Genomic DNA, 14,288 nt, shown 5'->3' with positions numbered 1-14,288 from the left:
GCCGCCCGTCAGCGTCCTCCGGTAGGGCCCGCCGCCCCGCCGCCGTCCGGCGGCGGGGCGACCTCCGGGATCCTTGTCTCGCCGCGACTCGGCGTGTTAGCGTTAACATCACCTGCGTGATGGCGTCCCTGCGCAAAACCTGCCATCCAGAAGCGAACATCTCCCCTTGTCGCGGTCGTCGCCGCGGCTAGCTCAGCAGGTGCTTGTTAACGATCACACGCTTGTCTCTCAACGAGGAGGACCTGTCGTGGCATCCCGATCCCGTGCGTCCCTGGTGCTCGCCGCCGCGGTCGCCGCCCTGTTCGTCCCTCGGCCCGCCGAGGCCGCGACGCTGATGGTGGCGGCCGATGGCAGCGGGCAGTACCGCACCGTCCAGGCGGCCGTCGACGCCGCGCCGGCCAACGGCACCAGCCGCACCACCATCACGATCAAACCCGGCACCTACCGCGAGATCGTGACCGTGCCGGCCAACAAACCGATGATCACCCTGCAGGGCACGGGTTCCGCACCCTCGCAGGTGGTCATCGTCAACAACCACTCCGCCTACCACAACGGCGGCACCTTCAACAGCGCGACCACGTTCGTCTACGGCAAGGACTTCGTCGCGACGAACCTGACCATGGCCAACGACTTCGACGAGAGCTCGGTGCCCAGCGACCAGCAGGCACTCGCGCTGCACCTGAACGCCGACCGCGCCGTGCTGCGCAACGTGCGGCTGCTGGGGGACCAGGACACGTTCCTGATCAACGACGCCGCCCGCGCCTACGTCGTCGGCTCCTACATCGAGGGCACGGTCGACTTCATCTTCGGCGGCGGCACCGCGGTGCTCGACGGCTGCGACATCTACGAGAAGCGCAGCACCGGCGCCCCGATCACCGCGGCCAGGACCGCGGCCACGAAGACGTACGGCTTCCTGGTCCACAGGTCCCACATCCGCGGCGGCTCGGCCGCCGGCACCACACAGCTCGGCCGCCCGTGGGGCCCGAACGCCCAGGTGCTCTACCGGGAGTCCACCTTGGACTCGGTGCTCAAGACGTCCCAACCGTGGACCGACATGTCCGGCAACTCCTGGAAGAACGCCCGCTTCGCCGAGTACCGCAACACCGGCGCGGGCGCGGGCACCGGCACGAACCGCCCGCAGCTGGCGGACTCGCAGGCCGGCAGCTACACCCCGCAGAGGTACCTCGCCGGCTCCGACGGCTGGAACCCCGTCGGCTGAGTCCGAACCCCCGATAGTCCTGAACGGCACGTTCCGCGCGCCTTCCCGTCGCCGCGAGCTGAGACCGGCACCACAACGAACATGTTCGTCACGACCTTGTTCGTGACGAACATGTTCGTTACATTCGTGTCATGACCCCACGCCCGAAGCCTCCGGTGAGCCGCCGCGAGCGGCCGGCCAAGGCCGCCCTGTCCCGCGAGGGAATCGTCGCCGCCGCGGTCGCCGTGCTGCGTGCCGAGGGTCTCGAGAAGGTGACCATGCGCCGCCTCGCGCAGGAGCTGGACACCGGCCCGGCCTCGCTGTACGTCTACGTGGCCAACACCGCCGAGCTGCACGCGGCCGTGCTCGACGAGCTGCTCGGCGAGGTCGACCTCGACACGGGCGGCGACGGCGGCGGCGATGGCGATGGCGACTGGCGCGACCAGCTGGAAGGCGTGCTCTCGTCCTACAAGCTGATCCTTTTCGCGCATCCGGCGCTGGCCCGCATGGCGGTGTCCGCGCGGCCACGCGGCGAGCACTACCTGCGGCTGGTGGAGCGGCTGATCGCCCTGCAGGTCGAGGGCGGTGTGCCGCCGGAGCGGGCGGCCTGGGGAGTGGACGTGCTGCTGCTCGTCGCCACGGCCGTCGCGGCCGAGAAGTCGACCCAGTGGCAGTCCGGCGACGCCGAGTCCGAGTGGGACGCGCTGACCCGGGCCGTCCGCGAGCTGCCGGCGTCGACCCATCCGTACCTGCATGCCCTGGGCGCCAGCGTGCTGGGCGGCTCCGGCACGCAGCGCTCGTCCTGGGGCCTGCGCGTGGTCATCAACGGCATCACCAACACGCCCGTGCCGGGCGACGAGGACTGACGACGAGGACCGAAGACGAGGACCGAAGGAGCACGACCATGACCCACCACCCGATCGCGATCGTCGGCGGGGGCCTTTCCGGCCTCACGCTGGCACGCGTCCTGCACGTCAACGGCATCGAGTCGACCGTCCTCGACCAGGAGCCGTCACCCGAGACCCGCACCCAGGGCGGCATGCTCGACATCCACACCGACTCCGGCCAGCTCGCACTGCGTGCCGCCGGCCTGTACGACGAGTTCCGCGCCCTGGTCCACGCCGGCGGCCAGGCGACCCGGGTCGTCGACCAGCACGGCGTGATCCGCTTCGAGGTGGCGGACGACGACCGCGGCCGCCCGGAGGTGGACCGCGGACACTTGCGTGACCTGCTGCTGAGCTCGCTGCCGGCCGGCACCGTCCAGTGGGGCAGGAAGGCCACCGGCGCCCGGACCCTCGGCGACGGCCGGCACGAGGTGACCTTCGCGGACGGCACGTCGATCACCACCGACCTGCTCGTCGGCGCGGACGGCGCGTGGTCGCGGGTCCGGCCGCTGGTGTCGGCCGCCGTGCCCGCCTACGTCGGGATCTCCTTCGTCGAGACCGACCTCGTCGAGCCCGACACCCGGCACCCGGCGAGCGCGGAGCTCATCGGGCCGGGCTTCTTCTTCTGCCTCGGCGACAACAAGGGCATGCTCGCCCACCGCGAGACGGACGGCAGCCTGCACGTCTACACCGCGGTCCCGGCCGAGGAGTCCTGGTTGGACACCATCGACTTCACCGACACCGAGGTGGCGAAGAAGGCCGTGCTCGCGCACTTCCCGGACTGGTCGGACGAGCTGCGCGCCCTGGTCGCCGACGCGGACGGACCCGTTGTGCCACGGCGCATCCACGCCCTGCCCGTCGGGCACCGCTGGGACCGCGTCCCCGGCGTGACCCTGCTCGGCGACGCCGCGCACCTGATGTCGCCGTTCGCGGGCGAGGGCGCGAACCTCGCCATGTTCGACGGCGCCGAGCTGGGCCGTGCCATCGTGGCCCACCCCGGGGACACCGAGGCGGCGCTGGGCGCCTACGAGCGGGAGATGTTCGCCCGTGCCGAGGAGTCCGCGGCGCAGTCGGCGATGAGCCAGGAGCTGCTGTTCGGCGACGACGCGGTCACCCGCCTGGTCGAGCAGTTCAGTTCCCACGCGATGCCGACGATCGCCGTCGTCCTCGCGAGCACCCGGCCCAACCGCGCCGGCGAGGCCGTCGCCCGCTGGGTGCTGGACCAGGCCGCCGCGCGCACCGATGCCCGCTTCGAGCTGGTGGACCTGGCCGAGGTCGACCTGCCGCCGCTCGACGAACCGATGCCGCCCGCGATCGGCCGCTACTCCCAGCCGCACACCCATGCGTGGGCCGCGACCGTGGCCCGGTACGACGGGTTCGTGTTCGTGACGCCGGAGTACAACCACGGCCTGCCCGGCGCGCTGAAGAACGCTCTGGACCGGGTCTACGCCGAGTGGAACAACAAGGCGGCGGCGTTCGTGTCGTACGGGCACGACGGGGGAGTGCGGGCGGTCGAGCAGCTGCGGCTCATCATGGCGTCGCTGCAGATGGCCGACGTGGGGGCACAGGTCAGCCTGAGCTTCCGTACGGACTTCGAGGGCCACCACGAGCTCACCCCCGCCGACTTCCAGGGGGCGGCGCTCACCAGGACTCTCGACCAGCTCGTCGCCTGGACCGTCGCGCTCGCGACGCTGCGGGTCCCGGCGGCGGCCTGACTACCTCGCGGAGATCGGGTTCGGCGGGCAGACTCGGGGCATGACGGTGACTACGCCAGTTGTCAGGGGTTGACATGCACTCGGCTGGGCTTGTGTTGCATCCGCGGCGTGACTCGCAGGCGGCGGTCGACGCGGTACTCGGCTGGGCGACGAGCCGGGGGATCGAGGTGCTCGGCCTCACCGAGGAGCTGAACCGGCTGGACTGCGCGGCGGTCGGGGTGACGGCGGCGGAGCTGGGGAGCCGGTCGGATCTGCTGGTCAGCCTCGGCGGCGACGGGACCATGCTGCGGGCCATGCGGCTGGCCGACGGGCAGAAGGCGCCGGTGCTCGGGGTGAACCTGGGCAAGCTGGGGTTCCTGGCCGAGGTGGACGTGCCCGACCTGCCCGCCGCGCTGTCGGCCATCGACGAGCACGCGTTCACCATCGAGCCACGGCTGGCCGTCGACGCCCAGCTCGGCGACCGGACCATCACCGCGTTCAACGACGTCGCCGTGGTGCGGGTCCCGGGCGACGGCGGCGCGATCGTGGCGGTCCGCGTGGCCGGCCACGAGTTCGTGTCCTACGCGGCCGACGCGGTGATCGTCGCGACGCCGACCGGCTCGACGGCGTACAGCTTCTCGGCCGGCGGACCGATCACCAGCCCGGCCGTGGAGGCGCTGCTGGTGACCCCGGCGGCGCCGCACTCCGCGTACAGCCGCGGCGTCGTGCTGTCCGTGCACGACACGGTGACCCTGGAGATGCTGCCGACCAGCGGACGCCTGGCCGTCGAGGTCGACGGCGAGGTCGCCGGCTACGTCGGACCGGGCGACTGCATCGAGCTGCGCGCACGGCCGAGCGCCGCACAGGTGGTACGGCTCGGCATGACGACCTTCTACCAGCGAGCCCGCCGCAAGCTGCGACTGACGGACTCCGCGGAGATCCCGCCGGCCTCCTCGGGTGGCAGCTGATCTCGGTGTGGTGCGGTGTGTCCCGCTCGGTCACGACCGCGCTCAGAACAGGGTCGCGGGCTCGACCGGTTCGGGCTCGGGCAGTGCGTCGAGGCCGGGCACGAGTGCCCGTACGTCGTCGTGGAAGCGGCGGGCGAGGGCCGGGGCGTCGTCGTTGTCGGGGGTGTGCACGAAGACCGTTGGTGACCGGCCCTCGCGGAGCCAGCCGGCGACCACCGCGGTCCACGGCCGCCAGCCGTCGACGGTCTCCTCGACCGAGTCCCGGCCCAGGTAGCGGATGATCGGCTGGTCGGTCAGCGCCCGGGTCCGTCGCGGCAGTCGTGGTTTCTTGGTCCAGGCGTCCTGTTCGGCCTCGCTGGTCGGCGGGCTCCGGAAGAAGACCGTGGTGTCGAACGGCACCCATTCGGCGTCCGCGCCGGCGAGTGTCGCCTCCAGCAGGGACGTCGCGCCGGCGTCGGTGAAGAACCCGGGGTGGCGTACCTCCACGGCACGCCGCCGGTCGGCCGGGAGCCTGCGCAGGAAGCGGCCGAGGGCGTCGACGTCCGACGGGCCGAACGAGGCGGGCAGCTGGGTCCACAGGACCGCCCGTCCGCCGAGGGGTTCGATCGCGTCCAGGAACGCTCGCATCTCGGCCTCGACGCCGGCGAAGCGGCGCTCGTGCGTGACGAGCTTGGGCAGCTTGACCACGAACCGGAAGCCGGGGCCGGTCTGCCGTGCCCAGGTCGCGACGGTCTGGCGGGCGGGGGTGGCGTAGAAGGTGGTGTTGCCCTCGACCGCGTCGCACCAGCCGGCGTAGGCCCGCAGGCGCTCGGTGGCCGGCAGCGACCGCGGCACGAACCGCCCGGCCCACGCCTTGTGGGTCCACATCGCGCAGCCGACATGAAGACGTGCCACTCCGCCCAGCTCCCGTCGGTCGTGGGTGGGAAACTCTACCCGGGCAGCGGTTCTTCACCCGGCCCGGCATCGCCGCGGTCCACGTGGACGTCGGCGGGTGCCGGTCACCCGCCCACGCCGTCGCGTGTGGGCAGTGCGTACACGTTGTGGTCCAGGCTTCCCACCACCACGAGTCCGCCCGCCACCACGGGTGACGAGTCGTCGATCGGGCCGTTCGTCGCGTGTCGCCAGCGGGGTTCGCCCGTCGTCGTGTCGATGGCGTACACGTTCCGGTCTCTGCTGGCCACGTAGACGACGCCACCGTCCACCGTGGGCGACGACCGGATGCTGTTCCCTGTGGTGAACCGCCAGCGCAGGCGACCCGAGGTCGCGTCGATGGCGTACAGGGCGCCGTCGTCGCAACCGAAGTACACCGCACCCCGGTCGAGGGTCGGCGAGGACACGATTCCGCCGTGCGCGTCGAACTGCCAGATCCACGAGCCACTCGCTCCGTCGAGTGCGTAGAGGCTCTTGTCGTCCGAGCCGACCAACACCATTCCGCCGGCGACGAGGGCCGAGCAGTCCACGGTGCTCTCGGTCAGGTAGCTCCAGCGCCGCTGCCCGGTCGCCGCGTCGACCGCGTACACGTTGTGGTCGCGGCATCCGATGTAGACGGTGCCGCCGGCGACGGCCGGCGACGAGTTGAACCAGTCGCCGCCGGGGAAACGCCAGCGGAGTGCACCCGTGCCGGCGTCGACGGCGTACAGGTTCGCGTCGCGGCTGCCGACGTACACAGCGTCGCCGGCCACGGCGGGCGACGAGTGCACCACCGCGCCTGTCCGAACGGTCCAGCGCCGGGTGCCGTCGACGGCGTCGACCGCGTGCAGGGCGCCGTCGTCGCCGCCGACGTACACCGCGCCGTGCGCGACCGCGGGTGACGACGTGACCGGCGCGCCGGTCGGATGTCGCCACCGCCGCGCGCCGGTGGTCAGGTCGAGTGCGTACAGGTTGCCGTCCCGGCTCGCGATGTAGACGGTGTCGTGGTGCACGGCCGGCGAGGAGTACACCTCGTCGCCGGTCTCGAAGACCCACGGCCGCGGTCCGGCGGGTCCGGAGAACAGCCTCAGCGCGCCCAACCCGCCGGCCGCCAGCACCGCCGCGCCCGCCCCCGCACGGATCACCGTGCGCCGCGACGGTGTCCTGGTGGTGCTGACGGCCGGTGCGATGCGCGCCGGCGGTGGGGCGACGCCGGGCCCGCGCCGGCTGTTCGCGATCACGATCCGGCCCTGCACGTCCCACTGCCACTTGCCGGGCTGCTGCTGGGGCGCCACGTCACGCATCCGGTCGTCGACGTAGTCGTACAGCTCGTCGACGTCGACGAGGCCGTTCGCGTCGCGGTCGGCGTCCCCGCTCGACAATCCCTCGACGATGAGGCCGGTGAACACCGACAGCGGCGTCCTGTCGAGCGTCGTGTCTCCCTCGAAGGAGAACTGCATCGAGTCCGACGCCGTGAGCACCGCCCTGCCGCGGGACCGGAACCGCTCCGACGTGTGGATCGCCGGGTCCCCCTTGGCGGTGCGGCTCGTCGCGAACGCACCGCTGTAGCAGCAGTCCAACACGAGCACGTTGGACCTGGACCGTGACCGCTCCATGACGTCGTGGAGGAACCCGGCCGCCAGCGCGGTCGCGCCGAGGTAGCGGCGCTCGGTGTCGGTCATCGCGAAGAACAGCCGGCCCCGGTCGTCCTTCAGGCCGTGCCCGGTGAAGTAGAACAGCAGCAGGTCATCACGCCTCCGGTCGGCGAAGAACGCCTCGACCGACCGCGCCACCTCGTGCGACGGCCTGTTCACCAGCGTCCGCACCTCGAAGCCGCCGATCTCCCGGTCCGCCAGCACGTGCCCCAGCGCCGCGACGTCGGCCGACGGCGACACGAGACGGACGAGCCCGGCGTCGGTGAACCGGTCGCTCGCGATCAGCAGCGCGAATCGGCCGCCGCTCACGACGGGCCTGCCCGGTGCCGTTCGACGAACGCGTCCAGCAGCCGCCGCCGCTCGTCGGTGGCGGCGCCCTCGATCCGGAACGAGTCGCCGTCGATCGTCACGTCCACGACGACACCGGGCTCGGGCTGGCGAAGCAGCCAGTCCCGCACCGCGCCGACGACCGTCGTGAACACCCCGCCGGACGCGCCGAGGGTGAGCAGGATCGTGGCGAGCGTGACGGCGTCGGCCTTCGAGCCGGCCGGCGCGGCGCCGCCGCCCGCGAACTCCACGCCGGCCACGTCCAGCTCCAGCAGTTCCGCGCGTAGCCGTCCCGCCAGCTCGAAACGTTCGTCCTCGTCCCGGTCCGTCGCGTGGACGTCGACGATGACCTGTCGTGCCAAGGAGTTCATGATGGACCTTTCCTCACCGGGGTTTGGGGATAACCGTGAAGCCGGTGTCGCCGCGGCGCAGGAACCGCGCCACGCCGAGCACGATGCCGATCGACTCCCACAGCGCGAACAACGGCATCAGCACGACCAGCCGGACCCGCTCCAGCCGGTCGGTCCCGGCGTCCAGGGAGGACGTGACGTTGATCCGGTAGCCCTCCCAGTAGAGCCAGTAGCAGAACGTGGTGTTCAGTGCCCACAGCGGGATCGCGGCGGCCGACGCGGGCGCGACGCCGAGGTCGCCGACCGCGAGGGCCAGCAGGAGGATGGTCAGGGGGTGCTGCACGGGACCACACAGCCACACGGCCAGGTTGTGTCCGAGCAGGAGCCGGTGCCGTAGCGGAACCGAGCGGGTCGTGGCGAGTCGAAGCAGCCCGGCGACCCACCGTTGGCGCTGGCGGAAGAAGTCGCCGAGGGTCGCGGGCGACGCGCCGTAGGACCGGCCGGCGAACCAGCCGCTCCGACCGGGGAAACGCGCGCAGAAGCGCAGTGCGAACTGTGCGTCCTCGACGGTCACGTCGGGACCGAAGTCCCAGCCGATGGCGGCCTCGGCGGACGCCCGGATCAGCAGCAGCTCGCCGTGCAGGCCGCCGCGGGGTGAGCCGCGGCCGGTGCCGGCCGCGAACAGGCTGATGTCGCATCCCGGACGGACCGCGTCGGCCAGCCACACCCACCGGCTGCCGGCGCACTCACGGGGGTAGGCGAGCACGCCCTGCGCGAGGTGGAGACCGTCGGGGCCCGCGGCACGCTGTGTGTGGACGAACCGGGCCAGGTCGTCGGCGGTGTCCGCGCCGACGGCGGTGTCGTCGTCCATGTGCAGGATCCACACGTCGTCGCGGGCCTCCCCGTCGGCGAGCCGCGTGAGGTGGGCGAAGTGGTTGGCCCGAGCCTTGAACCGGGTGCCGAGCGGCGTCCGGTAGTCGCGTGGGATGCCGAGGACCCGGACGGCGGCGTGCCGGTCGGCGATGGCGAGGATGCGGTGGCGGGCCGGGCAGTCCTCCTCGATCACGATGTCCACCCGCGACCGGGTGAACCTGGCGGGAAGGTGCGTACGGCACGAGGCGACCACTCGTTCCAACGCGGGCACCACATCGTGCCGGCCGATGGTCGGAATCACGATGACGAGCAGTTCCTCGACCGGGACGGAATGCGCAGGAGAATGCGCCGTGCCGAGCACACGCCGCATTGTGCGCAGGCCACGTATTCCGGTGATCGATGTCAGCACCGGTAGCGACCACACGACCGTCGCGTACCAGTCGAGGAAATCCGCGTCCGCGCCGTGCCACCACGCCACGGTCAGCACGGCCGTGAAAACGAGATAGGGCAGGATGAACGCGGCAATGCCGGGGCGCGGCGCACGAGGACATGGTGGGGCGGTCGTGGTGAGCGAGGTGTTCATGAAATCCCCCCGGGAACGCGGTGTCCTCGTTAAGAGGGAAACCCGCGCCCGGTGATACGGGGAGATTCCGAACAGTTCTACCGGCCGGGTGTCGTGGGCAGTGCCAGCGACAGCGCGAGGTTGCCGTCGAGGAACATGAGGCCACGATCGCGGAACTGTTCGAACGCGTCCTCGACCGCGCGAACCCGCAGGTCGAGGTGGAGCAGGTCGCGGACGGCGGCCGCGGTCCGCGGGCGTTCGCCACACGCCAGGTAGATGTCGGCGAGCGTGCCGCGGAACGTGTAGATCCCTTCCTGGCCAGGGTGGCGGAGGTCGTAGATCTCCAGGTAGCCGGGCGAGGACCGGTACATGAGCGCGGGTGGGGTGCCCGCCTCCCACGCCCCCGTCCACTCGGTCAACGCCTTGCGCAGCGGCGCGTAGGCCGCGTCGGGCAGGGCGTCCACGAACTCGTGGTCGAACACGTACGCGATCCGCTCGGCGTCCACGGTGGACGGGTAGACGAACCGGTGGCTCGGTTCCGGCACGCGGTAGCGCGTCGGGAACCGCGCCGGCTGGGTGAACATGGGGCTGAACCTCTCCAACCACACGCGGGCCGCGCTGGTGGGCGGCTGCAGGTGCACCAGGTGCGGTACGAACTCCGCCTGCCGCGCGTAGTCCTCCTCGGTCTCGCCGGGAAAGCCCCAGAGGATGTTCCAGGCGACGCCGATCCCGTAGTACCGCGCCCAGCGCAACAGGTTGACGTTCTGCGCCGCGCGGACCCCCTTGTCCATCAAGCGGAGCACCGGCGTGCTCAGCGACTCGATCCCGGGCTGCAGGTTCGACACACCGGCCCTGGCCAGGACACGCAGCTGTGCGCGGGAGAGGTTCGCCTTGACCTCGTAAAAGATCCGGTAGTCGCTGGCGTCCTCGGCGATCGCGGGGAAGAGCTCGGTGAGATAGGTGGGGGAGAGGATGTTGTCGACGGCCGCGAAGCGGAAACTGCCGTAGCGCCTGGCCTGGTGCGCCAGCTCCGCACGCACCGTTCCGGGCGACTTCGCCCGGAACCGCATCGTGGTCCCGTTGAGCCCGCAGAACACGCAGTGGTGCTTCGCGCCCCACCAGCAACCCCGCGCGGACTCGAACGGAAGCCAGGCGTCGTCGCAGCGGAGGCCGAGGAGCTCCGCCCGCTCGAAGTACTCGCCGTACTCCGGCACGGGCAGCCCGTCGAGCTCCGTGTTCGGCGGTGCGGGTGGTGTCACGCCGGCACGACTCGCCACCCCGGGGATCTCGCCGGGATCGGTGCCGGACGTGAGCGCCGACAGCAGCCGGGGGAACGCGGTGTCGCCCTCGCCGATGACGGCGTAGTCGATGCAGTCCACCGAGCGCACCAGCTCCACCCCCATCTCACCGTCGAAGTTGGCGCCACCGAACACCGTCACGATGCCGGGGAAGCGTTCCTTCAACCGCCGCGCCAGTGCGAACGACGCCGCGTTCTGCTGGAACGTCGAGCTGAAGCCGACGATGTCCACCTCGTGCCAGCCGAACCCGTCGACGAGCGCGTCGAGGTAGGCGGGCACGTCGTGGTCCCGCGTCTGCCGCAACCGGTCGAAGCGCTCGAGCTCCGCGGCGAACTCCACCAGCAGCTCGGCGTCGCGGTCCGGGGCGGCGGCGCCGAAGGCCTCGACGGAGAACAGCCACTCGCCGACCAGCCGCCCGTGGTGATCGGCGATCGCTTGGTAATGGTCGACGCCGATCCTGGCCGCGAAGTCGAGGTTGGCGTGGAGGGTGTCGACCCGGAAGCCGTTCGCCTCCGCGATCGCCTTCAGCAACCCCAGCTGGATCGACGGGCGGTCCAGGTTCATGAACGGCATCGAGACGAGAACCGTCCGGCGAGCGCCCGGCTCAGGGCTCATCGTCGTTGCTGTCGTTGCTGTCGTTGCTGTCGTTGCTGTCGTTGTTGCTGTTGTCGCCTTCGTTGTCGTCTTCGTCGTTCCCGTCGGGGTGCGGGTTCTTGATGATCCCCGGTGGGGAGGCGTGCGGGTTGCGGATGATCGCGCTGTCACCCTCGAAGATCCCTGTCGCGCTCGCGACGTCCGGTGGCAGCGTGACGTACTCCAGCACGAGATCGGCGTGCTTCTTCGTGAACGCGTCGTTGAACTCCCCACTGAACGCCTGCCCGTCGAGGCGCTCCTGGATGTCCGCCACGACCTTGAGGATCGCGTCGAGCAGCTCGCGCTGCCCCTGCGGGAGCGCCAGGCCGTTCAGTGCGGTGACAAGGCCGGTCACGTCTTCTTCGCTGACTGTCATTGGTCGCCTCTCTCGTTCAGTTTCGTCAGCCTGGCGCGGGTCTCCTCCGCGTCCGGGTGGCCGAGCTGGTCGAAGATGTCGAAGGACTGCTGCCATGCCTCGCGGGCCGCGTCCCGGTCGTCGACGGCGAGGTAGGCATCGCCGAGGGAGGTCAGCACGAGTGCCTCCCCGAAGAGGTAGCCCGATTCGCGGAACAGGCCGACGGCCGCCTGGTAACAGGCGATCGCCCGAGCGTGGTCGCCGAGGTGGTCGTGCGCGTAGCCAAGGCTGTGCCAGGTCTGGCCCGCGGCGACCTGGTCGCCGAGTTTCATTTGCAGTGCAAGGGTTTTCTCGCAGTATTCGATGGCTGCCCGGTGGTCGCCGAACAGGGCGTGGAACCAGCCGACCGCGTTCAGGGCCTTGGCCTGCCCCGGCAGGTGGTCCGCGGCCCGGTACAGCTCGAGTGACTGTTCGACGTGGGTGAGTGCCTCCTCGTTGTGTCCCTGGCGTTCGAGCATCCAGGCGAGGTAGTAGTGGACGAAGGCCCGGCCGACGTCGTGGCCCGCCTCCCGGTACAGGTCCAGCGCGGTCTCGAACCGGATCCGGGCGTCCTCGTGCTTCTCGAACCAGACGTAGGTGGTGCCCAGGTAGCAGTGCATGAACGCCTGCTTGACCTGGTCGCCGAGGCGTTCGGCCGCCGCGAGGGCGACCGTGAGCGCGTCGAGCTCGATGTGCCAGTGCCCCTGGTATGCGAGGAACCGCCGCGTCACCCAGCCGAGCTCCCAGACCTGGACGTCGAACTCCGGGTCCTGCCGCATGGCGACGAGCAGGGCCCGGTACTCGGCGCCGAACCACGCGCGTGCCCGGGTCTGGTCGGTCATCCGTTCCGGTGTGACACCGGACGGCAGCGGGGTGAGCTCGGGCGGTGGCTCCCGGCGCGGGTCGAGCAGCCGGTCCGCCTCGTTCGCGCTGTGCACGTAGTGGCCGAGCAGTCGCCGCGTCGCCGCGTACCGGTCGATCTCGGCGTCGATCTCGGCCGCCAGCTCGGAGGCGTAGGTCCGCAGCAGGTCGTGGCAGGTGTACCGGCCGGGCCGGGGTTCGGCGACCAGCCGCGCGGCGACCAGCTCGGCGAGGAGCGGGCGTACCCGCTCGGCTGGCAGGCCCATGAGGCTCGCGGCCGCCCGCGCGCCGATCTCCGGGCCCGAGTTCAGGCCGAAGAGCCGGAACAGGCGCGCGGCGGCGTCGGTGAGCCGCAGGTAGGACCACGAGAACACGGCGCGCGGGTCGGTCGTCGGGTCGGCGCGGGCGAACTCGTCGAGGCTGTGCCGGGCGTCCCCCAGCTCGCGGGCGAGCTCGGCGAGGTCGAAGGTCGGGTTGGTCGCGGCGCGGGCCGCGACGACCGCCAGCGCGAGGGGCAGCCGGGCACACAGGCCGGCGATCTCGTCCACGGCCCGTGGTTCGGCGGCCACCCTGGCGGCGCCGAGCCGTCCCACCAGTAGCTGCCGCGCCCCGTCGCCGGTCAGGAGATCGACCGTCAGCGGGTAGGCGCCGGCGGCCACCAGCCCGGTGAGTGCGTTGCGGCTGGCCACCAGCACGACGCAGGTCGGCGAGCCCGGCAGCAGTTGACGTACCTGTTCCGTGTCCCGGGCGTTGTCCAGCACCACCAGGACCCGCCGGTCCGCGAGCAGGCTGCGGTACAGCCCCACCTGAGCCTCGAAGCTGGCGGGGATCCGTTGCAGCGGCACCTCGAACGCGTCGAGGAACCCACGGACCGCCACGGCGGGAGGGACGGGCGAGCCGGTGGGGTCGAACCCACGCAGGTTCACGTACAGCTGGCCACCGGGGAAGTCGTCGCGGACGCGGTGGGCCCAGTGGACGGCCAACGAGGTCTTGCCCACCCCCGCGGTGCCGGACATCGCGACGATGCGGGCGCCGGCCGCGACGATGCCGTCGAGCCGGCGCAGTTCCTCGTCGCGGCCGGCGAACCCGAACACGTCGGGCGGCAGCTGCGCGGGTGCCCCGAGCGCTTCCCGGCGGTCGGCCACCGGCAGTTCGCCACGCAGCAGCGCGCCGTGCAGGGTGCGCAGCTCCGGACCGGGATCGGTGCCGAGCTCCTCGGCGAGGCGTTGCGCGACGACGGCGTAGCGGTCGATGGCTTCCGCGTCGCGGCCGGCGGCGTGCAGCGCGCGCAGGAACAGGACCTCGAGCGGCTCGGCGAGCGGGTACTCCGCGACGAGGCCGGGCAGCACGGCGAGCACCTCGTCGGCGCGTTCGAGGTCGAGCTGGAGCGCGGCCCACCGGACGACGGCGTCGAGGCGCCGACGGTGCCAGGTGTCGCGAACCTGCGCGGCCCAGTCGCCCGGTATGCCGGCGAGCGGCAGGCCGCGCCACAGACGCAGTGCCTCCGCGAGCGACTCGACGCGCTCCTCCACGGGATGTGTGTGGTCGCCGCCGCGCTCGACCAAGCTGGTGAAGCGGTGCAGGTCGACCTTGCCGGGGTCGACCGCCAGGACGTAACCCGCGGTACGCCGGTCGAGCCGCGCGCTGGTGCCCGTGACGGCCTCGGCGCGCCTGAGCAGCTG

11 protein-coding genes and 1 pseudogene are annotated in these 14,288 nt (G+C 71.6%); 5 read left to right on the top strand and 7 right to left on the bottom strand.

All coding sequences use genetic code 11. The features are described from left to right. The first annotated feature begins 247 nt into the window (after positions 1 to 247). The 5 genes and pseudogenes from VET29_RS03040 (at position 248) to VET29_RS03020 (ending at position 4,744) form a co-directional block, all read left to right on the top strand. Positions 248 to 1,219, top strand: a complete 972-nt coding sequence (locus VET29_RS03040; protein WP_324914242.1) for a pectinesterase family protein — start codon at positions 248 to 250, stop codon at positions 1,217 to 1,219. 131 nt (positions 1,220 to 1,350) lie between these two features. Beyond that, positions 1,351 to 2,064 carry a TetR/AcrR family transcriptional regulator gene (locus VET29_RS03035; protein WP_324914239.1) on the top strand — a complete coding sequence of 238 codons (714 nt, stop codon included), beginning with the start codon at positions 1,351 to 1,353 and terminating at the stop codon, positions 2,062 to 2,064. Positions 2,065 to 2,102: 38 nt separating this feature from the next. Next, positions 2,103 to 3,224, top strand: a pseudogene (locus VET29_RS03030) (FAD-dependent oxidoreductase); the annotation flags it as partial. 3 nt (positions 3,225 to 3,227) lie between these two features. Next, positions 3,228 to 3,797 carry an NAD(P)H-dependent oxidoreductase gene (locus VET29_RS03025; RefSeq protein WP_324914262.1) on the top strand — a complete coding sequence of 190 codons (570 nt, stop codon included), beginning with the start codon at positions 3,228 to 3,230 and terminating at the stop codon, positions 3,795 to 3,797. A 92-nt stretch (positions 3,798 to 3,889) separates the two neighbouring features. Continuing rightward, a complete protein-coding gene (locus VET29_RS03020; protein WP_324914236.1) occupies positions 3,890 to 4,744 on the top strand; it encodes an NAD(+)/NADH kinase in 855 nt (284 codons plus the stop codon). A 42-nt stretch (positions 4,745 to 4,786) separates the two neighbouring features. On the opposite strand, the gene VET29_RS03015 is transcribed toward VET29_RS03020, so the two are convergent. The 7 genes from VET29_RS03015 to VET29_RS02985 form a co-directional block, all read right to left on the bottom strand. Beyond that, a complete protein-coding gene (locus VET29_RS03015; protein WP_324914258.1) occupies positions 4,787 to 5,611 on the bottom strand; it encodes a DUF72 domain-containing protein in 825 nt (274 codons plus the stop codon). A gap of 131 nt (positions 5,612 to 5,742) precedes the next feature. Then, on the bottom strand, positions 5,743 to 7,617 hold the full coding sequence (locus VET29_RS03010; RefSeq protein ID WP_324914232.1) for a caspase, EACC1-associated type: 1,875 nt from the start codon (positions 7,615 to 7,617) through the stop codon (positions 5,743 to 5,745). Next, positions 7,614 to 7,997, bottom strand: a complete 384-nt coding sequence (locus VET29_RS03005; protein WP_324914227.1) for a hypothetical protein — start codon at positions 7,995 to 7,997, stop codon at positions 7,614 to 7,616. The genes VET29_RS03010 and VET29_RS03005 overlap by 4 nt, the downstream gene beginning before the upstream one ends. A gap of 22 nt (positions 7,998 to 8,019) precedes the next feature. Beyond that, positions 8,020 to 9,441, bottom strand: coding sequence for a glycosyltransferase family 2 protein (locus VET29_RS03000; RefSeq protein WP_324914223.1), 1,422 nt, complete (start codon positions 9,439 to 9,441; stop codon positions 8,020 to 8,022). 77 nt (positions 9,442 to 9,518) lie between these two features. Then, the gene (locus VET29_RS02995; RefSeq protein WP_324914219.1) at positions 9,519 to 11,333 is read right to left on the bottom strand and encodes a RiPP maturation radical SAM C-methyltransferase; all 1,815 of its coding nucleotides are present in this window, start codon (positions 11,331 to 11,333) and stop codon (positions 9,519 to 9,521) included. Beyond that, the gene (locus VET29_RS02990) at positions 11,323 to 11,727 is read right to left on the bottom strand and encodes a hypothetical protein (RefSeq protein WP_324914215.1); all 405 of its coding nucleotides are present in this window, start codon (positions 11,725 to 11,727) and stop codon (positions 11,323 to 11,325) included. The genes VET29_RS02995 and VET29_RS02990 overlap by 11 nt, the downstream gene beginning before the upstream one ends. Continuing rightward, positions 11,724 to 14,288: AfsR/SARP family transcriptional regulator (locus tag VET29_RS02985; RefSeq protein ID WP_324914211.1), on the bottom strand; the 2,565-nt coding region annotated here is incomplete at its 5' end. The genes VET29_RS02990 and VET29_RS02985, both read right to left, overlap by 4 nt.

Source organism: Actinophytocola sp. (assembly GCF_035634895.1).
GTDB lineage: Bacteria > Actinomycetota > Actinomycetes > Mycobacteriales > Pseudonocardiaceae > Actinophytocola.
The sequence above is the reverse complement of the archived record's forward strand: the minus strand, read 5'-3'. Positions and strand labels throughout refer to the sequence as shown.